General features: G+C 61.2%; 22 protein-coding genes. 6 read left to right on the top strand and 16 right to left on the bottom strand.

Going from position 1 to position 23119, the window contains the following annotated elements; translation table 11 throughout:
• Window positions 1-32: 32 nt before the first annotated feature.
• Window positions 33-2030, bottom strand: a complete 1998-nt coding sequence (gene tkt, locus V6F78_RS08880; RefSeq protein ID WP_047296015.1) for a transketolase — start codon at window positions 2028-2030, stop codon at window positions 33-35.
• A gap of 260 nt (window positions 2031-2290) precedes the next feature.
• Here tkt and V6F78_RS08875 point away from each other — a divergent pair, with 260 nt between their 5' ends.
• From V6F78_RS08875 to V6F78_RS08860, 4 genes are all read left to right on the top strand, one after another.
• Window positions 2291-3286, top strand: coding sequence for an ArsR/SmtB family transcription factor (locus V6F78_RS08875; protein WP_047279390.1), 996 nt, complete (start codon window positions 2291-2293; stop codon window positions 3284-3286).
• 19 nt (window positions 3287-3305) lie between these two features.
• On the top strand, window positions 3306-4496 hold the full coding sequence (gene metK / locus V6F78_RS08870) for a methionine adenosyltransferase (RefSeq protein ID WP_047296017.1): 1191 nt from the start codon (window positions 3306-3308) through the stop codon (window positions 4494-4496).
• Window positions 4497-4663: 167 nt separating this feature from the next.
• Window positions 4664-6346, top strand: coding sequence for an NAD-dependent DNA ligase LigB (gene ligB, locus V6F78_RS08865; RefSeq protein ID WP_332726968.1), 1683 nt, complete (start codon window positions 4664-4666; stop codon window positions 6344-6346).
• 84 nt (window positions 6347-6430) lie between these two features.
• Window positions 6431-6826, top strand: coding sequence for a DUF1090 domain-containing protein (locus V6F78_RS08860; RefSeq protein ID WP_047278226.1), 396 nt, complete (start codon window positions 6431-6433; stop codon window positions 6824-6826).
• A gap of 73 nt (window positions 6827-6899) precedes the next feature.
• On the opposite strand, the gene V6F78_RS08855 is transcribed toward V6F78_RS08860, so the two are convergent.
• On the bottom strand, window positions 6900-7349 hold the full coding sequence (locus tag V6F78_RS08855; protein WP_047283220.1) for a c-type cytochrome: 450 nt from the start codon (window positions 7347-7349) through the stop codon (window positions 6900-6902).
• A 128-nt stretch (window positions 7350-7477) separates the two neighbouring features.
• Here V6F78_RS08855 and mltA point away from each other — a divergent pair, with 128 nt between their 5' ends.
• Entirely contained in the window at window positions 7478-8623 is a 1146-nt protein-coding gene (gene mltA, locus V6F78_RS08850; RefSeq protein WP_047279394.1) for a murein transglycosylase A, read from the top strand.
• A gap of 72 nt (window positions 8624-8695) precedes the next feature.
• Here mltA and V6F78_RS08845 read toward each other — a convergent pair whose 3' ends face one another.
• From V6F78_RS08845 to V6F78_RS08835, 3 genes are read right to left on the bottom strand one after another with little or no spacing between them, the layout of a single operon-like run.
• A complete protein-coding gene (locus V6F78_RS08845) occupies window positions 8696-9598 on the bottom strand; it encodes a transporter substrate-binding domain-containing protein (protein ID WP_047296025.1) in 903 nt (300 codons plus the stop codon).
• A gap of 25 nt (window positions 9599-9623) precedes the next feature.
• Window positions 9624-9974 carry a RidA family protein gene (locus V6F78_RS08840; protein ID WP_047278234.1) on the bottom strand — a complete coding sequence of 117 codons (351 nt, stop codon included), beginning with the start codon at window positions 9972-9974 and terminating at the stop codon, window positions 9624-9626.
• Window positions 9975-10002: 28 nt separating this feature from the next.
• Window positions 10003-11244 (bottom strand): D-amino acid dehydrogenase, encoded by a 1242-nt coding sequence (locus tag V6F78_RS08835; protein WP_047296027.1) that lies wholly within the window; start codon window positions 11242-11244, stop codon window positions 10003-10005.
• Between the two features lie 109 nt (window positions 11245-11353).
• Between V6F78_RS08835 and V6F78_RS08830 the strand changes: the two genes are divergently transcribed.
• Window positions 11354-12262 carry a LysR family transcriptional regulator gene (locus V6F78_RS08830; RefSeq protein WP_048375389.1) on the top strand — a complete coding sequence of 303 codons (909 nt, stop codon included), beginning with the start codon at window positions 11354-11356 and terminating at the stop codon, window positions 12260-12262.
• A gap of 81 nt (window positions 12263-12343) precedes the next feature.
• Here V6F78_RS08830 and V6F78_RS08825 read toward each other — a convergent pair whose 3' ends face one another.
• The 11 genes from V6F78_RS08825 to sctN form a co-directional block, all read right to left on the bottom strand.
• The gene (locus V6F78_RS08825; protein ID WP_095007393.1) at window positions 12344-14332 is read right to left on the bottom strand and encodes a pyrroloquinoline quinone-dependent dehydrogenase; all 1989 of its coding nucleotides are present in this window, start codon (window positions 14330-14332) and stop codon (window positions 12344-12346) included.
• Between the two features lies 1 nt (window position 14333).
• The gene (locus tag V6F78_RS08820; protein WP_047296032.1) at window positions 14334-14714 is read right to left on the bottom strand and encodes a hypothetical protein; all 381 of its coding nucleotides are present in this window, start codon (window positions 14712-14714) and stop codon (window positions 14334-14336) included.
• A 240-nt stretch (window positions 14715-14954) separates the two neighbouring features.
• Window positions 14955-16220, bottom strand: a complete 1266-nt coding sequence (locus V6F78_RS08815; RefSeq protein WP_047281453.1) for a cation:proton antiporter — start codon at window positions 16218-16220, stop codon at window positions 14955-14957.
• A 163-nt stretch (window positions 16221-16383) separates the two neighbouring features.
• Window positions 16384-17430, bottom strand: coding sequence for a type III secretion system export apparatus subunit SctU (gene sctU / locus V6F78_RS08810; protein WP_332726967.1), 1047 nt, complete (start codon window positions 17428-17430; stop codon window positions 16384-16386).
• On the bottom strand, window positions 17427-18215 hold the full coding sequence (sctT, locus tag V6F78_RS08805; protein ID WP_047279423.1) for a type III secretion system export apparatus subunit SctT: 789 nt from the start codon (window positions 18213-18215) through the stop codon (window positions 17427-17429). The genes sctU and sctT overlap by 4 nt, the downstream gene beginning before the upstream one ends.
• Window positions 18212-18478, bottom strand: coding sequence for a type III secretion system export apparatus subunit SctS (sctS, locus tag V6F78_RS08800; protein WP_047279175.1), 267 nt, complete (start codon window positions 18476-18478; stop codon window positions 18212-18214). Before sctS ends, sctT begins: the two co-directional genes overlap by 4 nt.
• On the bottom strand, window positions 18475-19134 hold the full coding sequence (gene sctR, locus V6F78_RS08795; RefSeq protein ID WP_047278251.1) for a type III secretion system export apparatus subunit SctR: 660 nt from the start codon (window positions 19132-19134) through the stop codon (window positions 18475-18477). Before sctR ends, sctS begins: the two co-directional genes overlap by 4 nt.
• On the bottom strand, window positions 19131-20057 hold the full coding sequence (gene sctQ, locus V6F78_RS08790) for a type III secretion system cytoplasmic ring protein SctQ (protein WP_332726966.1): 927 nt from the start codon (window positions 20055-20057) through the stop codon (window positions 19131-19133). The genes sctR and sctQ overlap by 4 nt, the downstream gene beginning before the upstream one ends.
• A complete protein-coding gene (locus tag V6F78_RS08785; protein ID WP_332726965.1) occupies window positions 20054-21274 on the bottom strand; it encodes a type III secretion system needle length determinant in 1221 nt (406 codons plus the stop codon). Before V6F78_RS08785 ends, sctQ begins: the two co-directional genes overlap by 4 nt.
• Window positions 21271-21738, bottom strand: coding sequence for a type III secretion system stalk subunit SctO (sctO, locus tag V6F78_RS08780; RefSeq protein WP_047279425.1), 468 nt, complete (start codon window positions 21736-21738; stop codon window positions 21271-21273). Before sctO ends, V6F78_RS08785 begins: the two co-directional genes overlap by 4 nt.
• Complete coding sequence (gene sctN, locus V6F78_RS08775; RefSeq protein WP_047296281.1) at window positions 21735-23057, bottom strand: type III secretion system ATPase SctN; 1323 nt, start codon at window positions 23055-23057, stop codon at window positions 21735-21737. Before sctN ends, sctO begins: the two co-directional genes overlap by 4 nt.
• Window positions 23058-23119 lie beyond the last annotated feature (62 nt).

Here is a 23119-nt window from a genome sequence, read left to right as displayed (position 1 = left end):
CGCGGCAGCCAAAGGGCCGCCGCGTCGGGCGTTTAGTCTTCCAGCAGTTCTTCAGCCTGACCCAGGATGTTTTCCAGGGTGAAACCGAACTCTTCGAACAAGGCAGGCGCAGGCGCCGACTCGCCGTAGGTGGTCATGCCGATGACGCGACCTTCCAGGCCAACGTACTTGTACCAGTAGTCTGCGTGGGACGCTTCGATGGCAATACGCGCGCTGACCTGCAACGGCAGAACCGATTGCTTGTAGCCTGCGTCCTGCGCTTCATACACGCTGGTGCACGGCATCGACACAACACGTACCTTACGGCCCTGCTCGGTCAGTTTGTCGTAAGCCTGAACCGCCAGACCGACTTCCGAACCGGCCGAGATCAGGATCAGCTCAGGCTCGCCTGCGCAATCTTTGAGCACGTAGCCACCGCGGTTGATGTCGGCAATTTGCGCGGCATCACGGGTTTGGTGGTTGAGGTTCTGACGCGAGAAGATCAGCGCCGACGGACCGTCTTTACGCTCCAGTGCGAACTTCCAGGCCACTGCGGATTCCACCGCGTCCGCCGGGCGCCAGGTGTCCAGGTTCGGCGTGGTGCGCAGGCTGGTCAGTTGCTCGATGGGCTGGTGGGTCGGGCCGTCTTCGCCCAGACCGATGGAGTCGTGGGTGAACACATAAATCACGCGCTGCTTCATCAAGGCCGACATGCGAATGGCGTTGCGGGCGTATTCCATGAACATCAGGAAAGTCGCGCCGTAAGGCACCAGACCGCCGTGCAGGGCGATGCCGTTCATGATTGCGCTCATGCCGAACTCACGTACACCGTAGTACACGTAGTTACCGCTGGCGTCTTCAGCCGTAACGCCTTTGCAGCCTTTCCACAGGGTCAGGTTAGAACCGGCCAGGTCGGCCGAACCGCCCAACAGTTCTGGCAGCATCGGGCCATAGGCATTCAGTGCGTTCTGGCTGGCTTTACGGCTGGCGATCGTTTCGCCTTTGGCCGCGACCTCAGCAATGTATTCGTTCGCACGGCGATCAAAATCGAGGGGCAAGTCACCGTTCATACGGCTGCCAAACTCATTGGCCAGCGCCGGGAACTCGGCCGCATAGGCAGCAAAACGCTTGTCCCATTCGGATTCAGCTTCAGCACCGGCTTGCTTGGCGTCCCACTCGGCGTAGATATCAGCCGGGATTTCAAACGGGCCGTGGTTCCAGTTCAGCGCTTGGCGGGTCAGGGCGATTTCGTCGTTACCCAGCGGAGCACCGTGGCAATCTTCTTTACCCTGCTTGTTCGGCGAACCGAAACCGATGGTGGTCTTGCAGCAGATCAGTGTTGGCTGATCGCTTTTGCGAGCGGTTTCAATGGCGGTCTTGATCTCTTCCGGATCGTGACCGTCAACGTTACGGATCACTTGCCAGTTGTAGGCCTCGAAACGCTTTGGCGTATCGTCGGTGAACCAGCCTTCGACTTCGCCGTCGATGGAAATGCCGTTGTCGTCATAGAACGCGATCAGCTTGTTCAGGCCCAACGTACCGGCCAGCGAGCCGACTTCGTGGGAGATGCCTTCCATCATGCAGCCATCACCCATAAACACGTAGGTGTGGTGATCAACGATGGTATGGCCTGGGCGGTTGAACTGCGCGGCCATGACTTTTTCAGCCAGTGCAAAACCTACGGCGTTGGCAAAACCCTGACCCAAAGGACCGGTGGTGGTCTCAACGCCCGGGGTATAGCCCAGCTCCGGGTGGCCCGGGGTACGGCTGTGCAACTGGCGGAAGTTTTTCAGGTCGTCGATCGACAGGTCGTAGCCGGTCAGGTGCAGCAACGAGTAGATCAGCATCGAACCATGGCCGTTGGACAGCACGAAGCGGTCACGGTCAGCGAACGACGGGTTGCTCGGGTTGTGCTTCAGATAATCGCGCCACAGTACTTCGGCGATATCCGCCATGCCCATCGGGGCACCCGGGTGGCCGCTGTTGGCTTTTTGCACGGCATCCATGCTGAGTGCACGAATGGCGTTGGCACGCTCACGACGGCTGGGCATCGCTGTTCTCCTGGGAATGGGTAAATAAAAACGAATCGGAAAAAGGCGAGCATTTTCCCTCAGGCAGCGCCCTCGGGCAATGACAGATAGTCACTTGAATCATTTTTCCTGCGCTTAACCGTTCAATCTGTTGAGGATTGGACCGCTACGCTCGTCATTACACTTAAGCCGTCCGACCAACGTGCCAGTTATCGACCAATATCAAAATGTTTTGATATTGGCCTTGCGACGACAGAACGGGGTAACTAGACTGCGACCCCATGAACTTACGCGTGCCTTCAATTCGCCATGACGATTGCGATGAGCTCTCCGCCTTGTGCAAGGCTGGAGGCGATCCGCTGCGACTGAATGTGCTGCGCGCGTTGGCCAACGATTCATTTGGTGTGCTGGAGCTGACCCAGATCTTCGCGACCGGCCAATCTGGCATGAGCCATCACCTCAAGGTGCTGTCCCAGGCCGGGCTGGTGGCTACACGGCGTGAAGGCAACGCGATCTTTTATCGCCGCGCCCTGCCCCACACCGAACAATTGGGCGGCACGTTGCACGCCGCGTTACTGGGTGAGGTCGACAACCTGACCCTGCCCGCCGACGTACAGGCACGTATCAGCGCCGTACACGGGCAACGCGCTGCCGCTAGCCAAGACTTTTTCTCGCGCATTGCCGAGAAATTTCGCGCCCAGCAAGACCTGATTGCAGGCTTGCCGCAGTACCGGGACAGCGTATTGGCATTGCTCGACAAACTGAGCTTCACTGCGCCCGCCACTGCGTTGGAGGTCGGCCCCGGCGATGGCAGCTTCTTGCCTGATCTGGCCCGACGCTTTGACCAGGTCACGGCACTGGACAACAGCCCGGCGATGCTTGAACTGGCGCGTCAGGTGTGTGAGCGCGAATCACTGAACAACGTCAGCCTGATCCTGGCCGACGCGCTCAACGGTTCGCAGATTCAAGTCGATTGCGTGGTGGTGAACATGGTCCTGCACCATTTCGCCGCACCGGCCGAAGCAGTGAAGCAACTGGCCACCTTGCTGCAACCTGGCGGTAGCCTGCTGGTAACAGAGTTGTGTAGCCATAATCAGGCGTGGGCCCGCGAGGCGTGCGGCGATTTGTGGCTAGGTTTTGAACAAGATGATCTGGCCCGTTGGGCCACCGCTGCGGGACTCGTTCCCGGGGAAAGCCTCTATGTAGGCTTACGTAATGGTTTCCAGATTCAGGTCCGCCACTTTCAGCGACCTTCTGGCGACACTCACCATCGGTAAATATTAGGAAACCGTCGAGATGAGCGAATACTCCATTTTCACCTCCGAGTCCGTGTCTGAAGGGCATCCGGACAAAATCGCCGACCAGATTTCTGACGCGGTGCTGGACGCCATCATTGCTGAAGACAAGTTCGCCCGTGTGGCGTGCGAGACTCTGGTGAAAACCGGCGTAGCGATCATCGCCGGCGAAGTGACCACGTCGGCCTGGGTTGACCTGGAGCAGATCGTTCGTGACGTGATCACCGACATCGGCTACACCAGCTCTGACGTCGGCTTCGACGGCGCTACCTGCGGCGTGATGAACATCATCGGCAAGCAGTCCCCTGACATCAACCAAGGTGTTGACCGCGCCAAGCCTGAAGATCAGGGCGCCGGCGACCAGGGCCTGATGTTCGGCTACGCCAGCAACGAAACTGACGTGCTGATGCCAGCGCCGATCACCTTCTCGCACCAGCTGGTTCAGCGCCAGGCCGAAGCCCGTAAATCCGGCCTGCTGCCTTGGCTGCGTCCGGACGCAAAATCCCAGGTCACGTGCCGTTACGACAATGGCAAGGTGGTGGGCATCGACGCAATCGTGCTGTCGACCCAGCACAACCCGGACGTCAGCGCTGCCGACCTGCGCGACGGCGTGATGGAGCTGATCGTCAAGCACGTACTGCCTGCCGAACTGCTGCACAAAGACACCCAGTTCCACATCAACCCGACTGGCCAGTTCATCATTGGCGGCCCGGTGGGTGACTGCGGCCTGACCGGTCGCAAGATCATCGTTGACACCTACGGCGGCATGGCCCGTCACGGCGGCGGCGCATTCTCGGGTAAAGATCCTTCCAAGGTTGACCGTTCGGCGGCTTACGCGGGTCGTTATGTGGCCAAGAACATCGTGGCTGCCGGTCTGGCCGAGCGTTGCGAGATTCAGGTTTCCTACGCAATCGGCGTCGCTCAACCGACTTCGATCTCGTTGAACACCTTCGGCACTGGCAAAATCTCTGACGAAAAAATCATCAAGTTGGTGCGTGACGTGTTCGACCTGCGTCCTTATGCCATCACCAAGATGCTCGACCTGCTGCACCCGATGTACCAGGAAACCGCCGCTTACGGCCACTTCGGCCGCACGCCGCAGACCAAAACGGTCGGCGACGACACCTTCACCACGTTCACGTGGGAGCGCACTGACCGCGCTGAAGAGCTGCGCGCTGCCGCTGGCGTGTAACCGCGCCCCGCTGCACCCAAAAGCCCCGGACAGGCAACTGTCCGGGGCTTTTTTGGTGCTGCGCCCGGTGAACGTGTTGCCCGCGAAACATGCGGTAAAGCTGCGGCACGGTCCGACTGAGAACCTGCACTAGCCTTAAGCATTCTTACCGGGCAAGGATGCTCATGATGCTGGTCACACTTCGTCTTCTAAGCGGGCTTGCGCTCGCGTTTCTCACGACCTCTGCAGGCGCCGCCGCCTGCCCCGACGGGTCACCGGCCCAGGCCAACCTGTCCATCAGCCGTCTCGAACAACAAGTGCAGATCTGGGATGACAGCTACCATCGCCTAGGCGTTTCCCTCGTGACGGATGCTCAATACGATCAAGCACGAGCGCGCCTGGAACAGTGGCAACGTTGCGTCGGCGCAACGCCTGCGAGTGACCCGCTGCACACAGCACGGGGCAAGGTGGCGCACCCCGTGCCCCACACCGGTCTGAGCAAACTGCCCGACGACCAGGCCGTTAAACGCTGGCTGGCCAACCGCCGGGGGATTTGGGTGCAACCCAAGGTCGACGGCGTGGCCGTGACGCTGACCTATCGTGAAGGCCAACTGCAACACGTGATCAGCCGGGGGGACGGCGAGAAAGGTCAGGACTGGACCGCCTCGGCCCTTACCCTCAATGCCATTCCCCGCACCTTGGCGCACCCTGTCACGCTGGTGCTGCACGGCGAACTCTACTGGCGCTTGCCCGGCCATGTCCAAGCCACCTCTGGCAGCCTGAATGCGCGCAGCCTGGTTGCAGGCCTGATGGCACGCCACACCCTCGCCCCTGAGCATGCCGAGCGTATTGGCCTGTTTGTCTGGGACTGGCCCGACGGCCCGGCCACGCTGACCGAGCGTTTGCAGCACCTGACCCGCCTGGGGTTTGTCGACAGCCAGACCTACAGCCAGCCGGTCGAACACTTCGAACAGGCGCGAGATTGGCGCCAGCGCTGGCACACCACGGCGTTGCCGTTTGCCACCGATGGCGTTGTGTTACGCCAGAGCGAACGCCCCGACGCCAAGCGCTGGCAGGCAACCCCCCCGAACTGGGCCGTCGCCTGGAAATACCCCCACGCCCAAGCCATCTCCGAAGTGCGCAGCGTGACGTTCAATATCGGCCGCACCGGGCGCATCACGCCGATGCTGACGCTGGCCCCCGTGACACTCGACGACCGGCGCATCCAGCGCATCAGCGTCGGCTCACTGCAACGCTGGCAAACCCTGGATATTCGCCCCGCAGACCACGTGGCTATCAGCCTCGCAGGCATGACCATTCCACGCCTGGACAGCGTGGTGCTGCGCGCACCCGAGCGCCTTGAAGTCAACGCCCCCAACCCCCAAAACTTCCACAGCCTGAGCTGCTGGCAGTCGACGCCGGGCTGCGAAAGCCAATTTTTGGCGCGACTGAACAGGTTGAGCAGCAAGCAGGGTCTGGCCCTACCGTTTGTCGGGCCCGGAACGTGGAAAAAGTTGATCCAGAGCGGACAAATCAACAGCCTGACCGATTGGTTGACCCTGGATGCTTCCCGGCTTGTTAAGATTGCGGGCTTCGGCGAGCGCAGCAGTGAACGTTTATTGACCAGTTTTCAGCGCGCCCGGCAACAACCGTTCGAGCGCTGGGTCAAAGCAATCGGGTTGCCGCCCACGGGGGACGCGGCGTTGGGCCACTCGTGGCAGGCGCTGGTTGCGCGTGATACCGACGCCTGGCGGGCAGAGCCGGGCATTGGCCCACGCCGTGCCGAACAATTGAGTGCGTTCCTGCAAGACCCGAACGTACGGGCAATAAGCGAAACATTACGGGCTGCTGCAGTGCCGGGCTTCGACTAGCCTGCTTCAGACTTATTCAACACCCATGCTGCGTTTCGCATTTTTGAACTGTGTGTATTGTCACTTTTTGTTATGGAGCTATTCATGAAATTTCTTTCACCGCTCGCCCTGTTTACTGTTTGCGGCCTGATGGCTGCTCCGCTGATGGCTGCGGATCAAGCGCCCGAGTTGAAGGGCTGCGCTGCCAAGATCAAAGAAATCGAAACTCAGCTGGAATACGCCCGCGCTCACAACAACAGCGGGCAGATTGCCGGTCTTGAAACAGCCCTGGAAAAAGTCAAAAAGTATTGCACCGATTCAAGCTTGAAGAAGGAGCGCGAAAGCAAGGTGCTCGATGCCAAGCATGAAGTCAGCCGGCGTCAGGCCGATCTGGACAAAGCCATGAAGAAAGGCGACCCGGAAAAAATCAACAAGCGCAAAGACAAGCTGGCTGAGTCGCGCAAAGAATTGCAAGAAGCGCTGGATCAACTGGACCAGTAAGCCTCACGCCAGCCTCGCACGGCCCTTTCACGCAGTGAGATGGCCGTGCGAGGCTGGGAATGTGAAGGCGTGATCAGTGGTTGCGAAATTCCTTGTGACACGCGCTGCACGTGTCTTCGACTTTCTGCACCGCAGGCGCGAGGTTGCTGGCCTTGTACGGTTGAACCTGACTGGCAATGACCAACTCCCCCGTGGCCGCTTCCAGTTGACGGGCCAGGTCTTGAAAACGTGCCTGTTTTTGCCACACATCATCGGTCGCGCTGGTCTGGTCGGACTCTTTGACCTGCGGGAAATGCTTCCACGGCTCATGGGCCAATGCATCCAGCTTGATCGCGCCCTCGGTAAAACGCGGGCCATCAAACGGAATTCGCCCACGCAACATGCCGCCCAGGTCTTCGCTGGTCTTGAGCATTTGTTTGAAAATCGCTTTGCGCTGGCCCAGCGGCGAATTGGGATCAACCCCACCACACGCCGACAGCGTCAGGCAGGCCAGCAGTACAACAGTCAATCGTTTCAGAGTCATGGTCGCTTCACATCACGAAAATCGGTCGCCAGTATCCTCGCGTCACCTGTAAAGACCAATACCCCTAATGAATATAAGGATTGCCCTGACGGTTCTCGAACCCCGGCAACCGCAAAGGAACATCGCAGATGAGTCGTCTTTTAAAGCCATGGGTGTGGGCCTTGCCCGTCGTCATGTTGTTGGCCGGCTGCAACGGCACCGATCAGGACGCCAAACAGCCTGAAGCCCCTCACACCACGTACAGCAAAGCTGACTGGAGTGCATTGCCCGAAGTGACCGGTACGGATCTGCAAGGCGGGTTCGCCTCTTGGCGCAGCGCCTGCACCCGGCTCAAGGCCGACGCCAACTGGGGTCGCATTTGCAGCGAGGCGGCCCAATTACCGGCCAGCCCGAGCGTGGCCCAGATCAGCGATTTTCTGCAAACCCACCTGGATGTCTACAGCCTGCGTTCGGCGCAGGGCAGCAGCGACGGCCTGATTACCGGTTATTACGAACCCGTCTACCCCGGCAGCCTGACAGCCAACGAGGTCGCCAAGGTGCCGGTTTACGGCGTGCCGTCCGACCTGATCGTGGTCAACCTCGACAGCCTCTACCCGGAACTCAAGGGCAAGCGTCTGCGCGGTCGCCTTGAAGGCCGTGTCATCAAACCCTACGACACCGCGGCCACCATCAATGCCCAAGGCCTGAACGCGCCTGTGATTGCGTGGTTGACCGACCCGATGGACCTGCAATTCCTGCAGATCCAAGGTTCGGGCCGCGTGCAACTGGATGACGGCCGCCAATTGCGCATTGGCTACGCCGACCAGAATGGCCATCCCTACAAACCGATCGGCCGCTGGCTGGTGGAACAGGGGCAATTGAAGAAAGAAGACGTGACCATGGGCACCATTCACGCCTGGGCCATGGCGCACCCCGAGCGCGTCAACGAACTGCTGGCCAGCAACCCGAGCTACGTGTTCTTCACCCAAAACCCCGACAGCAACGAAGGCCCGCGCGGCTCGCTGAACGTGCCCCTGACCGCAGGCTACAGCGTGGCGGTGGACCGCAAGGTGATTCCACTGGGTAGCCTGTTGTGGCTCTCCACCACTCAGCCAGATGGCCAGCCCATCGTGCGCCCGGTAGCCGCACAAGACACCGGCGGTGCGATAGCAGGTGAAGTACGTGCCGACTTCTTCGTCGGCACAGGCCCCGAGGCGGGCAAACTGGCGGGCGACATGAAGCAGAAAGGCAATATCTGGCTACTGTGGCCCAAAGGTGCAGCGCTGCCGGAGTGAAACCGGCGTTGACCCACCGTCTGTATCGCTGTCGAGCACTCGCTGATGCCGCTCGACAGCGACAGATCGGCGTTACTCCACCGGATCGCTCACGGGCTTGGCAATGATTTGCTTGAGTTCTGCGGTCATCGGGAACTCCAGGTTCAAGCCATTGGGCGGGATCGGTTGCTCGAACCAGCGCTGATAAATACCCGTGATGTCACCTGAGCTGTAGAGGTCGGCCAGGGTTTGATTCACCACGGCCAGAAATTGCGGGTCATCTTTGCGCACCATGCAGCTGTAGATTTCCCGCGATTGTTCGTCCCCGACCACCACCCAGTTATGCGGGTCACGCGCCTTGGCGCGTTCGCCGTACAGCAATGCATCATCCATATAAAACGCCACGGCACGGCCGGTTTCGAGCATTTTGAACGCTTCGCCATGGTCTTTGGCGCTGATGACGTTCATGCCCATTTTGTGATCGGCGCTGTAGCTTTTGATGAAACGCTCATTAGTGGTGCCCGCGGTGGTCACTACGTTTTTCTCGCGCAGGTCATCAAACCCCTTGATGCCACTGTCCTTGGCGGTCAGCAACTGGCCTTTGACGTAGATAAACCCGTAGGAAAACGCCACCTGCTTCTGGCGTTCAGCCGTAACGCCGGTTGAGCCGCACTCCAGATCCACCGTGCCGTTTTGCACCAGCGGGATGCGGGTTTGCGACGTCACCAGGTTGTATTTGATGTTCAGGGGCTTGTCGCCCAGCTTCTTTTGCACGTTTTCGACGATTTTATTCGCCAGATCCACGGAGTAGCCCATGGGCTTGCCCGAGTTGTCGCCGACATACGAGAACGGCACCGAAGCGTCCCGATAGCCGAGGGTGATGCGCCCCGAATCCGCGATCTTTTTCAACGTGCCCTGCAACGGTGCGTCATTGGCGGATACTGCCTGACTGATCAACAGGCCCAGCGTGCAACTGATCAAGGTGAGTTTTTTCATCTTCTTATTTCCCCTTTAAAACAGATTAACGACGTACAGCAATCACGCTGATTTCCACCAGCACTTCGGGCCGCGCCAGCTCGGCTTGCAGCGTGGTACGGGTCGGCGCCTTGCCAGCCGACAGCCAGGCCGACCACACCGCATTCATGGCCGCAAAATCACGCTGGATGTTTTGCACATAAATAGTGGCGTTGAGAATGTGGTCTTTGTCACTGCCTGCTTCGGCCAACAGCGCATCAATCTTGCCCAGCACTTCTTCGGTTTGCGCGGCAATGTCCTGAGTGTGCGTGGGAACTTGCCCGGACAAAAACACCAACGCCTCAAACGTCGCGGCGGCGCTCAAACGGTCATTGCTGTTAATTCGGTGAATCGTCATCGGGTGATTCCTTGTTGTGGGTACAGATTCAAGCGGCATGGGGCGCAAGGCCCTGCATGTCGATGGAAGGTTGGCGCTGCGCGATCAATTCCGTCAGCAACCGGCCGCTGCCACAGGCCAGCGTGAAGCCCAGGGCGCCGTGCCCCAGGTTGAGCCACAAGTTGCGATAGCCGCTGGCCCCCAGGATCGGCACACCCGTCGGTGTTGCAGGGCGCATGCCAGCCCATTCGATGGCGTCGCCATAGTCACCGGCCTCAGGGAAGGTGCTTTGCGCCAACTGGCGCATTTGAGCCAGGCGCTTGGGGTCCGGCGCTGCGTCGAACCCGACGATGTCGACCATCGCGGCGATACGCAACTGGTCGCCAATGCGTGCGTACACAATCTTGCGGTCGTAGTCGGTGAGGCTCATATCCGGGGCTTTTTTCACATCGGCCAAGGGCAAGGTCAGGCTGTAGCCCTTGAGCGGGTACATCGGCAGGTCCAGTCCGGGCAAGCGCAGCGCAGGGCTGTTATGGCCCGCAGCCAGTACCAGCTGACTGACCGGCAACACGTCATGCCCCATCTCCACCGCGGTCACGGCGCCCTGATGGTGCACGAGACGCGTCACGGTTTTGCCCAACAAAAACGTGCAACGGCCAGAGGCGTGCAAGCGCGCCACCAACTGCTGACAAAACAGATGGCAATCGCCCACCTCCTCGTCCGGGGTGTAAATACCGCCGACAAAGGGAGCGCCTTGCAGACCCGGCTCCAGCGCCGCGCACTCACTGGCTGACAGCGCCTGTTGAAACGAGCTGTGGATAACCTTTTGCCGCGCCTTATCGAAGTGCGCGGGTTCACGAAAGGCCACGAGTTTGCCATTGCGCCGCCACTCGAAGCCGTCGAGCTGATCTTCTTCGCGCCACTGCTGCAAGGTGGCCTGGCTAAGCAGCGCCAAGCGCAGCAGGTGCGCACCGTTGCGCTGATTGACCGAGCCCCGGCAAGCGCCGACAAACGAGGCCAGCCAACGCCATTGAGCCGGGTCCATGCGCGGGCGAAGTTTGAGTGGCGAATCGGCGCGCAGCATCCACCCCAAGGCTTGCCACGGCACCCCGGCATCGGCCAGGGGCGCCACATAGCGATACGACAACTGGCCACCATTGGCGAAACTGGTCTGACTGCCGAGGGTGGGCTGGGCTTCGATCAGCGTCACGTCAAAACCTTCGCGCACCAGCGCATACGCTGTTGCCAGCCCGATAACGCCGCCGCCGATGATGCAAACCCGCTGTGCCATGTCAGTCCTTAACCCAAAGTTATGCGGCTTTCAGATTAGGGGCAGGTGACAGGCCACGAACAATGAATAAAGATGCTCACCCCATAAACAAAGGTTATGGACGACTGCCATGCGTTTGCGACATATCGAGGTTTTTCAGGCCATCCGCCAAACCGGCTCGGTGAGTGCCGCTGCCCAGTTGCTGCACGTCTCGCAACCGGCGGTCAGCAAGGTGTTGCAGCACGCCGAATTACAACTGGGGTTTGCGTTATTCCTGCGGGTACGCGGCAAACTCCAGCCCACGCCCGAAGCGCTGTTGCTGGAGCGTGAGGTTGATAAAGTCACCGAAAGCCTGCAAGGCGTGCAGCGCCTGGCCGCCAGCCTGCGCCGCGAGCCGGGGCATCGTTTGCGCATCGGCAGCACCCCGGCGCTGGCCCTGTCGCTGATGCCGCCGGTCATCAATGAATGGACCCGGCGCTACCCCGACACCCGGTGCGAACTGGCCAGCGCGCATACCCGCGAATTGGTGCAAAACCTGCTGATGCGCGAACTCGACGTCGCCCTGACCTTCAAACAACCCGATCACCCCGGCATCAAGGCGCAGGCGCTGGCTCACGGCGTGCTGGTGGCACTGGCACCACGGGATTACTGGCCCGACGCCGAGCTCGGGTTGCCGCTGGCACTGGATGAGTTGGCGAATGCACCACTGATTGGTCTGAGCAGTGCAGACCCGCTGTTTGCGCGATTTGAACGTTACCTGCAAGCCATCGAACCGCCGCCCCGTATCCGGCTGGCGGTGCAGACCTATTCACTGGCCAGCGCCATGGTGGAATCGGGTGCCGGGCTTGCCGTGATTGACCCGTTTACCGCTTTGGGGGCATCACGCGAACGCACCAGGATCCGGCCCCTGACACCCGCCTTGCCCATCACGCTGTACGCCCTGACCCGAGCCGACGAACCGGGCCCGCATACGCTGGAGGGATTGCTGCAATTGTTCGCGCAACACGCCAGCGAACAGTTGCAGCGTTTGTCGCTGTAGACGTACTGCCACCCCGCGACGGGCTTTAAACCTCAAAGCCCGCCGCAGGGCGGCAGCCACTGCGCATGCAGGTGTCAGGCATTACTTAGGCAATGCGTACACCACCACCTGATCGCCCACTTGATCCTTGAGGATCGAGTTGCCCCCCGCGACGAAGGCCACGTATTGCCGGCCTTTGTATTCGTACACCGCAGGGTTGGCCACGGCGGGGGCCATGACGATGTCGGACCACAGCTCCTTGCCGTCATCCAGCGCGTAGGCACGGACTTTGGCGTCCATCGAGGCACCGATGAAGATCACGCCGCCCGCCGTCACCGCCGGGCCACCGATGGTGGGTGAGCCCATGTCTTGCGGCATGTACCAGCCCCACTGCTGAACCGCGCCCATCGGGCGACGCCACTTCACGTCGCCGGTGCGCATGTCCAGGGCCACGATTTCGCCGAACGGCGGCGCCCAGCACGGCATGCCGGCCCAGTTCTGCGCGTTCAGCAAGGACATGCCATACGGCGCGCCGATCTGCGGGTAGAAGCCGTTTTCGTTACCGGCGTCCTTGGGCTGTTTGTCGTACGCGGCGCGGTCCCACAGTTTGATCATCTGCACGATGTGCGAGGTGTTCACGATGGCCACCTGGTTGACCGGGTCAAACGCAACCCCGCCCCACTGCACGCCACCGGCACTGTCCGGGTAAGCGAGCACGCCGTTGCCTTTGGTGGTCGGCGGTGAGTACATGCCGTTGTATTCCAGACCGTCCCACATCTTCGAGCACTGGCCAAAACCAACGATGTCCGCGACTTTCCAGATCGCCGGTTTCTTGGACTGGTCCATCAACGGCGCAGGTTTGGTCGGGAACGGCTGGGTCGGTGAGTACACTTCGCCATCGGCATCGCCCTGCGGCACCGGACGCTCCTCGATCGGCCACACGTCTTCGCCGGTACGCCGGTCAACCGTGAACAGGAAGCCCATCTTGGTCGCTTGCACCAAGGCAGCCACCGGTTTGCCATTCACCGTAATGTCCATCAACGTCGGTGCCGAGTTGATGTCGTAATCCCACAGGTCATGGTGAACCCACTGACGCGACCAGACGACTTTGCCGGTGTTGATATCCAGCGCGGTGGTAGATGTGCCCAGCGGGATCGGCTTGGTGCGGTTGCCGCCCCAGTAGTTGGGCGACGGCGAGGACACCGGGATGTACAGCAATCCCAGCGCCGGGTCGTAAGACATGGCCGTCCAGATGTTGGCCGTACCGGTTTTGCCCTCTTCTTCAGGCGGAATCGGTTTGAACTCCCATTCCAGCTCGCCGGTGCGGGCGTTCAGGGCGAACAGCGAGCCCGGTGATTCGACTTCGTATTCCCAGTCTTTGCCCGCCCAGCCCACGATCAGTTTGTCGCCAATCACGGTAGGCGGTTGCAGGACCGACAGCGGCCATTTGGCGTTGAGGGTGTTCCACTGGTTGATGTCTACGACGCCATTTTTGCCGAAGTTTTCGCACGGCTTTCCGGTGTCGGCATCGACCGCAAACAGCTGCGCCGTCATGTTGCCCAGGTACACGACTTTCTGGCAGGCCACGCCCGCTTGCGGGGTTTTCTCCTGCCAATAGGCCACGCCCCGGGATTTCAACGCGGGCTGGGTTTCGGCCACCAGAGGCGACTTGGTATCAAACACCCATTTCTCTTTGCCGGTCTCGGGTTCGAGGGCAATGATTCGGTAAAACGGCGTGCCGATGTACAAGGTGTCATTGGCAAAAATCGGCGTGGCCGACCAGACAGACGGCGGGATTTTGCCGGTGCCGGTGGACATGTCCCCGGTGAAGTACTGCCAGACTTTGGTCAGGTTGCCGACGTTGTCCTTATTGATTTGCGTGAGGGGCGAATACTTTTGCGCACTCAACTGACCGTGAAAGCTGTCCCATTCCTTGCCGTTCGGCGTCGGCAGCTTGGCGCTCTCGGCCGATACGTTCGACGGGGCCAGCAGCGGCGCGGGTACGGTGTAGGTGTCGGCCTGGGCCGTGGAAATGCCCGCGAGCATGCACAAGGCCGGGGCGCTCAAAAGGTGTTTTTTCATTCCAGTCATGTCACGCGCTCCTGGTTGCCGGGGTGAAGGTTTCAATCACGACACCCACCGCGCCCACTGCCAGCACGGCGGCAGTCCACCACCCGTGCAAAAACAGGGCGGCGATAAAGGTCCCGATAATCCCCGCCCAACTCAAAAACAGGAGAAAGCCTCGCAGCCCGCCTGCATGGCTTTTGAGCAGTAACAGCCCGAGTACAACCATCACCAGTTCGGCAAACATCGCCGTCATCGCTCCGCCCGAGCCATCAATGCCCGACAGCGGGGTGAAGAAGCGCCACGCCGTGATGACCAGTGCCACCAGTGCCGCGACGATCAAAATATAAGCACCCACGTGACGCCTGGGCGTTGCCGCGGGTGACGCATAAGCTGCAGATGTACTCATCCCTTTCCCCTTTTCCGTTATGTACACATTGGGTATGTAAGGAAAACCCGAACGAACAGGCGCACTCAGGCCATTGCCGAAAGCGCCTTCAGCCAAACGAGATTCAGTGTAGTCAACGTGCAGGGAAGCACCCACAAGGATGCAAGAAGGGTCTTACGTAGTCGCTGTTGAGGGGCGAGGCTGCATTGGCAGCCTCGCACGGCTCGTCAGCGCCCAGAGGGTCTGTGCCGGGTGGCGGGGTTAATGCGCGCTGTCGGCCGCGGCGGGGGCAGGCGCATCTTGGGTCACGTGTCTGACCAGTTTGCCGATGGTCAACCCTTGGAACAGGATCGACGACAGCACCACGATGTAGGTGATACTCAGGATCAGGTCGCGCTCCGGGCCCAGCGGCAACGCCAGTGCCAGAGCAACCGACACCCCGCCCCGCAGGCCGCCCCAGGTCAGGATGCGGATGGTGCCCCGGGGCACGGCGCGCCAGCGGCGCAGCAACACAATGGCCGGGGCGACGGTCAGCAGGCGCGACAGCAGAATCGCCACGGCCAACGCACTGGCCGCCAGCAAATGCAGCCACGAGAACGGCAGCAGCAACAACTCCATGCCGATCAGCGCAAACAGCAGCGCGTTGAGCATGTCATCCAGCAACTCCCAGAAACCGTCCATGTAACGACGGGTCATCTCGTTCATGGCTTTGTTACGGCCCAGATTGCCGATAATCAGACCGGCCACCACCATCGCAATCGGCGCCGACACGTGCAGCTCGCTGGCCATGGCCGAGCCGCCGATCACCAGCGCCAGGGTCAGCATGACTTCGATCTGGTACTGCTCAATGCTTTTGATCATCCGGTACACCAGATAACCGATCAGCCCGCCAAACACCACGCCGCCAATGGCTTCATGGGCGAACATCATGGCCGTGGCGCTGACACTGGGGGTTTCGCCCAATTGCACAATGCCCAGCAACACCGTGAACACCACAACCGCAGTGCCATCATTGAACAGCGACTCGCCCACGATGGTGGTTTTCAGGGGTTTGGAGGCGTTGGCGGTGCGCAGCACACCGAGTACTGCAATCGGATCGGTGGGGGAGATCAGCGCGCCGAACAGCAGGCAGTAGAGGAAGCTGATGTGCCAGCCGAACAGGCCAAAAATCCAGTACGCCAGGCTGCCGATCACCGTGGTGGCAATCAAGACACCCACGGTGGCCAACAAACCGATCGGCCAGCGGTAGCTGCGCACGTCGTTGAAGTTAACGTGCAAGGCGCCCGCAAACAGCAAAAAGCCCAGCATCCAGTTCATGAGCAGATCGCCAAAATCGATCTGGCCGATCAACTGTTGCACGCGGTCTTCGAGGCCCGGGTAGCCGAGTACGCTCAACCCTTGCAACAGCAGGGAAAATAAAAGGGCGGTGACCATCACGCCAATCGTGGGCGGCAGGCCGATAAAACGGTAATTCACATACGTCAGCAACGACGTCAGGCAGATAAACGCAGCAACAAGCTCAAGCATCCGAGTTCCTGTGGTGGCGAGATGGAGGGAGGCCCGATCAGGCCGGGCGTTGGTTTGATGCAAAAGCCGGGGGCAGCGGCACATTGCCGAGCGTGACAAACCGATGCAACGCCCGGCCGGCATTGACCACAAAAGGCGTGCCAGGTTGCACGATCAGCCGGATTTACGGTTCTTTGTGCAAGTCGGCCAGCCAGCGCAACACTTCGGCCATGGGCTCGATCAAATCGGCCGGAATGTACTGATCCACATGACCGCCCTGATACAACGCGCGCGCCAGCGGGATGCGCTGCAAAACCGGGATGCCTTCTTCCTCGGCGATGCGCCGCACCTGAAGCGCTTGGGCGTCGGTGTATTTGAGAGTAATCAGCGGCAACGGCGTCTCGCCCCGCACATATCGAATGCCAATGGCGATGTGCGTAGGGTTGGCGACGATGACCGACGAGCGCTGCACGTCAGCGCGCAGGTTGCTGGTCTGCAGCTCCTGGTGAAACTGCCGCCGTTTGCTCTTGATCTCGGGGCTGCCTTCCATTTCCTTGTACTCACGCTTGATCTCGTCCTTGCTCATGCGCAACTGCTTGTTGTGCTGATAGCGCTCAAACGCATAGTCCGCGGCTGAAATCAGCACAAAGCCGACACCGCACACCAGCATCAACTGCTCAAGCATCAGGCCGATGACCGGTGCAATGCAGCCCAGGCCGCAGGCGGGCAAGCGAATCAACGCGTTGAGGTTGCCCTCCAGGGTGACCCACACCAACAGCGTCAACAGCGCAACCTTGAGGGTGGACTTGAGAAACTCCACCAGGCTGCGAACCGAAAAGATCTTCTTCGCCCCTTCCACCGGGTTGATCTTTTTAAGGTCGGGCTTGATCGCGTCGCCACTGAGCAGAAAGCCGTATTGCGCCAGGTGCGAGGCGATCACCACCAGCGCGGCCACGGCCAGTATCGGCAGGCACAGGTACACCAGCTCCTGCATGAGGTTTTCCAGCACCAGCTCGAAGGCCTGGCCAAAGGGCAGGTTCAGGTAGGTGGCGGGCATCAGCATCAGGCCGCCCAAGTGTTCCATGTAGTACGACGAGGCGCCCATGAACAACGCGACCAAGGCCAGAATCAACGCCGTGGACACCACTTCACGGCTTTTGACCACCTGACCCTTGACCCGCGCATCGCGCAGTTTCTTGGGCGTGGGCTGTTCGCTTTTTTCGCCGCTCATCGCCCCTCCAGCACCGGCGTCAGTAACTGCACCGGGTCCAGCGCCAGCAACAGGCTGTCATAGGCGTGGGTCATCAGGACGTTGAGGTAAATCACCAGCAAAAAACTGGCGATGATGCTTTTGATCGGCATGGCCAGAATGAACACGTTGAGCGACGGCGCAAATCGGCTGATCAGGGCCAGTCCGAACTCTGCCAGAAACATCGCGATCAACAGCGGCGCGGCCAGCAGCACGCACAGGCTGAGCAACTGGCTGAACTGGCTGTAGAAAAAAACCACCCATTGCTCGCCCACGTACGGAAAAAACGTCGCCACCGGCCAGCTCACGTAGCTCTGGAACAGCGCCCCGAGCAACATCAAAAACGCGCCGCCGGAGAAAAACAACGTGATCAGGGTTTGCGTCAGCAATAACCCGGTGGGGCTGGTCTGGCTGCCCAGCGTCGGGTTCAGGGTCGAGGCAATCGAGGCACCGCGCTGGTTGTCGATGATGAAACCGGTGGCCTCAATGGCCCAGAACGGAATGGTCGCCACAAAGCCGATCAACAGCCCCAGCAGGATTTCCTTGCCGATCACCAGCGCCAGCTCCAGCCCCGTCAGGGTCGCAGGCAGCGTGCCGGCCACGGCCGGGTAGATGAACAGCGCCAGCGAACAGGCCACGCCGTTGCGCACCAGCCCGCCACCGAGCATCTGTTTGCTCAGGATCGGCATCACCACAAAACAGCACAGGATGCGCGGCAACAGCAGCGTGTAGGCCAGCAGCAGCTGTTGCAGGTCCTGAATGCTCATCGGACCAGCGCCACCTTGTGCAGCGTCATGTCCGCGAACGTGAACAGCTCGTTGCCCATCCAGCCCGCCGTGGCAAACAAGGTCACCACCACCGCCACCAGCTTGGCGACGAAGCCCAGGGTTTGTTCCTGGATTTGCGTCAGGGCTTGCAGCAGCGACACCAGTGTCCCGACGGCGGCGGCAATCAGCACCGTGGGCAGCGACAACACCAGCACCAGCCACAGGCTCTGGCTGGTGAAGTGCAGGATATCGGCGTTGTTCACGGCCACACCCCATAACTGATGACCAGCCCATGGGTCAGGCGCGCCCAGCCGTCGAGCAATACAAACAGCAACAGTTTGAACGGCAGCGAAATGGTCATCGGCGACACCATCATCATCCCCATCGCCAGCAGGATGTTGGAGATGATCAGGTCGATGGCAATAAACGGCAGGTAGATCAAAAAGCCGATTTCAAACGCGCGGGTCAGCTCACTGACGGTGAACGCAGGCAGCAGGATCAGCAGGCTGTCGGGTTCCAGACGGTCGGCGTATTCGGCGGGCCAGATCTGCCGCGTGCTGTCGACGAAAAACGCGTGCTCGCGGGTCTGGATCTGACGCTTGAGAAAATCGCGGTACGGCTGCATGCCTTCATCGAGAAACAACTCGACCGATTCGGTTTTACTCAGGCTCACCTCATGGGTTTTCAGGTAGTCGCGGGTGGCGAACCCCACGGGGGCCATCACGTACACACTCAAAATAATGGCCAGCCCGTACATCGCCATGTTGGGCGGGATTTGTTGCACGCCCAGCGCGTTGCGCAACAGCGAAAACACCACCGTCATTTTGATAAACGATGTGGCCATCACCGCGATAAACGGCAACAGGGCCAGCAAGGCCAGCCCCATGATGAGGCTGAGTTCGTCCGGTAACTGAATCATGCGGCGCTGCCCGGCAACAGGCGGGTGACGCGCACCCCCAACCGGTCCTGAATGCGCACCAGCTCACCGGTGCCGACGCAGCGCTGATTGGCCAGGATGCGCACCTCGCCTTCCAGCCCGCAGGCCAGATCAATCAGCGCGCCCGGCTCCAGCGCTGCCAGCGTGTGCAGGTCGAGGGTTTGACGACCCACCTCAAAACTGACCTGCACGTCTAGTTGATCGAGACCCGCCAGGGCGTGGTCGGGGTCAGTCGGGGGCGGTGTGTGCATGGCGAGTACCTTGAGGTGAGAGTCTTCAGGAAGAACGTGCGCCCACGGGCGCCCTTCGATATGGGCCAGCAACGGGCTTTGCGCGTCGTGGTGCGGGGGCAACAGCAGCACATCGCCGGGGCAGACCGAATTCAACAGCGCGGGGGTCAGCGCCACGGGGCCCCACTGCAACGACAACACCAGCGCCACAGGCTGCATTTCGCGCAATGGCCGGGGCGCGAGCATGGCCAGCAGCGCGCCGGGATCTTCCTCAAGCCACCCCACTAACTGCTCGCTGCCACGGGACAGGCTGAGGCTCAAGCAAGGGGTTCGTGCGGTCGGCACACACGGCTCGACGGCCTCCCACACCAGGCCGGTGAACGACGCCGCCTCCACTTCCAGCAACGCCAGTTGCAGGGCGGGGGGCAACCTGGCGAAAGCCGCCTCCTGCAAGCGCGGCGCCAGCCATTGCGCCAGACAGGCGCGGTGGCACAACCAGCGCAGCGGCACGCCGCGCCAGTGAACCCGCAGCGCCATATCAAGACCCGCCGGAGGATGGCTGACCGCCAATTGCGCGTGCCCGTCCTCAAACGGGTAGCGGCTGCGGCACACCGCCAGGCGTTGCTGCAACGCCCACTCCTGCGGCTCGACCGCCTTAAGTCCCAAGCCGTTCATGGCTGCGGCTCCCACTCGTCATACACACTGCGCCGCTGACGCGAGCGCTGATCGCCGTCCTGGGCATTGCTGAATGACAGGTGCACCGGTTGCTCCGGGCTGACCCGTTGCAGACGCTCCAGCAGCTCATGGCGCGCCAGTTGCAACTGCAACAGGCTGCCGGGGCTGGCCTGAATATCGACTTGTAACTGACCGTGAATCGTCACCAACTGCACCTCCACATGCCCGAGCTGCGGCAAATGCACCTGCACCACACTGGCGCTGCCGGTGGGGGTGACAGCGCACTGGATGTGCGGCTGCAACGCGCTGAGCAACTGCTGCATGTCCCGCATCAAAACGGGGGGGGCCGGGGTGGGCTGTAAACGGGCGAGCAGCTTGTCGCCGGGGGTCATCAAGGCGGCGAACGCGTCAGGCGGGTCATCCCCCAGGGGCAGGTCGCGAGTCGGCTCGTCCTGAGGCGCGTCATCCTGAGCGCGGCTGTCGTTCGCAGGCGCAACCGGGGCCGCTGCGCCGTGGGAATCGACAGGGTGAGCGTCACCTGCGGCGGTGGACACGCCGGTGTTCAACGCCTCCGGCAGCGTCGGCGGTGCGGCGGTGAGCGGCTGGGTATCGCCTTCAGGCTTGACGTGCTTCGCCGGTTCGGCAGCGACGGCAGCGACGGCAGCGGTGTGAAAGGGCGGTATCTGCGCCGGTTGTTGGCCAGCAAAAGGGAGGCTAACGCCCTCGGACATGACGTGTCTGGCAGGTTCGGCAGCGTCCGCAACGGTGTTTAACGTGTCGATGGCAGGGTGTCGGGCAGGCAGTTGCGCGGCGGTGGGGGGCTGAGCATGATCGTGCGTCTTGGCGTGTACCGCTGCAGGTTCGCAGCCCTCGGCAACGTCGACAGCAGGTTTTAAGGTCTCCATCGCACGCACGGGCGGGCGCTGCGCCCTGTCCTCAACATTGAACGCTTCTGCAGCGTGCTGCCTGTGCTGTTCGTCGGCCGGGGGCGCAGGTGTCGCTTGGGGTTCAGGCCCTCTGAGCAACAGGGCGAACGCGTGATGAGCCTGTTGAAAGGAACTGCCCAGCGCCGACAGCGTCGGGCGCATCGGTGTCGGCACGTTCACTCGCGGTGCAAGCAGTGCCTGTTCAAAGTGCTGTTGCAGCGCTTTTTCAGGGGTCATCGGGGTTGGCGTCTCCCCCGGCAGCGAAGGTTCGACCGGGCTGATGCGGGTCATGACACCACGTCCGGACGACGAAATTCATCGAGTTCCATTTCTTCTTTCAACTCATTCATGTGGCGTTCTTCGTCCAGTGCATGGCGGCTCAATTCGGTGAATTTTTCCACCTGTTGCTGCGCGTCCAGCAGCTTGCGCTGGCTCAAGCGCCACAACTCGCGCTCTTGCACCAACACATGCGTGCGCTCGGCAATCGCTTGTTCGAGGCGGGCTTCTTCTTCACGCAACAGGGCCACCTGTTGCTGCCACCGCTCCAGTTTTTGCCGGTTGAACGGCTGCTCCTTGCACTGCTCGAACAGGCGCGCTTCCTCGGCCTGACGCCACTGTTGGTACTGCTGATGCTCGGTCACGCTCAAGGCCTGGGCGTGTCGGCAGGCCTGTACCCGCAGTTGATGCCGATGTTGTTCCTGCTCCGCCCGCCGGGCGCGCAAGGACTTGATGGTTAACAGCGTGTGCAAGGTCACTGGGCAAGGGCCTCCAGTTGGGCAAGGCTGTGCGGCAAGTTGCTGAGTTCGTGAGTCCCCTGACGCAACCAGTCCCGGATCGCAGGCATCTTGTCGATGGCGCGGTCGGCAATCGGGTCCTGGCCTTTCTGGTACTCACCGATCTTGAGCAGCAATTCCACTTCTTCGTATTTGGCCATCCACTCGCGCACCTGACTGGCCGCGTGCCGATGACCGGGGGTCACAATCTGATTCATTACCCGGCTCACCGAGCGCAACACATCGATGGCCGGGTAGTGATTGGCCGCCGCCAGCTTGCGCGACAGGATGATGTGCCCGTCGAGGATCGAGCGGGTTTCATCGGCCACCGGCTCGGTCATGTCGTCGCCCTCCACCAGCACCGTGTACAGCGCGGTGATCGAGCCGGTGTCCGATTGCCCGGCGCGCTCCATCAACCGCGGCAAGGCGGCAAACACGGACGGCGGATAGCCACGGCGCGTGGGCGGTTCGCCCGCTGCCAGACCGATCTCCCGTTGGGCACGGGCAAAGCGGGTGACCGAGTCCATCAGCAGCAACACCCGCTTGCCCTGATCGCGAAAGTACTCCGCGATGCTGGTCGCCACGAAGCCCGCCTTGGCCCGTTCCATGGCGGGCCGGTCGGAGGTCGCCACCACCAGCACCGAACGCCGCAGGCCCTCTTCGCCCAGGTCGGACTCAATGAATTCGCGCACTTCGCGCCCGCGCTCACCCACCAGCGCGAGTACGATCACGTCCACTTCAGCGTTACGCATCAGCGTCGCCAGCAACGTGCTTTTGCCGCCGCCCGCCGCTGCAAAAATCCCCATGCGCTGGCCTTCGCCGCAACACAACAGCCCGTCCAGGGTGCGCACGCCCAATGAAATCGGGCGGGTAATCAGTTGGCGGCTCATGGGCGCGGGCGCGTCGCGATACACCGGATACCAGGCGGCCGGTTCGCCCAAGGGCGCGCCTTGCAAAGGCTGACCCAAGCCATCGAGCACCTGCCCGAGCAAATGTTCGCCCACGCCCACTTGGTGCATGGTGCCGGTCGGGCTGACCTCGGTGTTTGAAGAAATCCCGTGCATTTCTCCCAGCGGTGTCAGCAACGCCTGATGCTGCTGAAAACCAATGACCTCCGCCATCAATGACAACGAATGGTCCGGGTTGCGCAGGTGACACAACTCGCCAATGCGCACGCCCGGCACCACGGCCTTGAGCAGCGTGCCGGTGACTTGCGTCACCCGGCCACGGATCTGAATCAGCCGGCATTGCTCAATGACGTGCTGCATCTGATCGGCGATGGGGTCAAAAGAGAGGGGCATGGTCGGCTTGGGTGTGGGGCTGGCCGCCATTTTAAAGAGAAGCTTCTGTAGGAAATTTCAGT

Source organism: Pseudomonas sp. ESBL9 (assembly GCF_036668715.1).
Taxonomy (GTDB): Bacteria; Pseudomonadota; Gammaproteobacteria; order Pseudomonadales; family Pseudomonadaceae; genus Aquipseudomonas; species Aquipseudomonas lundensis.
Note: the sequence above shows the minus strand (reverse complement) of the source record. Positions and strands in the feature narration are given on the sequence as shown.